Here is a 1,642-nt window from a genome sequence, read left to right as displayed (position 1 = left end):
GGGGGGACGCAGTAGGATAGGCGAAGCGTACGATTGGATTGTACGTCTAAGCAGTGAGATTGAGTGTTAGGCAAATCCGGCACTCTTAAGATTGAGCTGTGATGGGGAGAGGAAATTGTTTCCTCGAGTCGTTGATTTCACACTGCCGAGAAAAGCCTCTAGATAGAGATTAGGTGCCCGTACCGCAAACCGACACAGGTAGTCAAGATGAGAATTCTAAGGTGAGCGAGCGAACTCTCGTTAAGGAACTCGGCAAAATGACCCCGTAACTTCGGGAGAAGGGGTGCTCTTTAGGGTGCAAGCCCAGAAGAGCCGCAGTGAATAGGCCCAAGCGACTGTTTATCAAAAACACAGGTCTCTGCTAAACCGTAAGGTGATGTATAGGGGCTGACGCCTGCCCGGTGCTGGAAGGTTAAGAGGAGTGGTTAGCTTCTGCGAAGCTACGAATCGAAGCCCCAGTAAACGGCGGCCGTAACTATAACGGTCCTAAGGTAGCGAAATTCCTTGTCGGGTAAGTTCCGACCCGCACGAAAGGCGTAACGATTTGGGCACTGTCTCAACGAGAGACTCGGTGAAATCATAGTACCTGTGAAGATGCAGGTTACCCGCGACAGGACGGAAAGACCCCGTGGAGCTTTACTGTAGCCTGATATTGAAATTCGGCACAGCTTGTACAGGATAGGTAGGAGCCTTTGAAACGTGAGCGCTAGCTTACGTGGAGGCGTTGGTGGGATACTACCCTAGCTGTGTTGGCTTTCTAACCCGCACCACTTATCGTGGTGGGAGACAGTGTCAGGCGGGCAGTTTGACTGGGGCGGTCGCCTCCTAAAAGGTAACGGAGGCGCTCAAAGGTTCCCTCAGAATGGTTGGAAATCATTCATAGAGTGTAAAGGCATAAGGGAGCTTGACTGCGAGACCTACAAGTCGAGCAGGGTCGAAAGACGGACTTAGTGATCCGGTGGTTCCGCATGGAAGGGCCATCGCTCAACGGATAAAAGCTACCCCGGGGATAACAGGCTTATCTCCCCCAAGAGTTCACATCGACGGGGAGGTTTGGCACCTCGATGTCGGCTCATCGCATCCTGGGGCTGTAGTCGGTCCCAAGGGTTGGGCTGTTCGCCCATTAAAGCGGTACGCGAGCTGGGTTCAGAACGTCGTGAGACAGTTCGGTCCCTATCCGTCGTGGGCGTAGGAAATTTGAGAGGAGCTGTCCTTAGTACGAGAGGACCGGGATGGACATACCTCTGGTGTACCAGTTGTCGTGCCAACGGCATAGCTGGGTAGCTATGTATGGACGGGATAAGTGCTGAAAGCATCTAAGCATGAAGCCCCCCTCAAGATGAGATTTCCCAACTTCGGTTATAAGATCCCTCAGAGATGATGAGGTTAATAGGTTCGAGGTGGAAGCGTGGTGACACGTGGAGCTGACGAATACTAATCGATCGAAGACTTAATCAATTTTTTCAAGTTTTGCGACGCAAATCTTTACTTACTATCTAGTTTTGAATGTATAATCATTCATTTGTCTGGTGACAATGGCAAGGAGGTCACACCTGTTCCCATGCCGAACACAGAAGTTAAGCTCCTTAGCGCCGATGGTAGTTGGACTGACGTTCCGCTAGAGTAGGACGTTGCCAGGCAA

At 51.3% G+C, this 1,642-nt stretch carries 2 rRNA genes (1 of these 2 cut by a window edge); both read left to right on the top strand.

Going from position 1 to position 1,642, the window contains the following annotated elements:
* Positions 1-1,458, top strand: a 23S ribosomal RNA gene (locus ABD846_RS06140); its annotated part reaches 1,352 nt to the left of the window's first position; the annotation flags it as partial.
* Between the two features lie 67 nt (positions 1,459-1,525).
* Positions 1,526-1,640: ribosomal RNA gene (rrf, locus tag ABD846_RS06135) — 5S ribosomal RNA — on the top strand.
* Positions 1,641-1,642: the final 2 nt, after the last annotated feature.

The sequence above is a fragment of the Rurimicrobium arvi genome (assembly GCF_039540495.1).
GTDB classification, from domain to species: domain Bacteria; phylum Bacteroidota; class Bacteroidia; order Chitinophagales; family Chitinophagaceae; genus Rurimicrobium; species Rurimicrobium arvi.
This window is presented reverse-complemented; position numbering and strand designations above follow the sequence as displayed.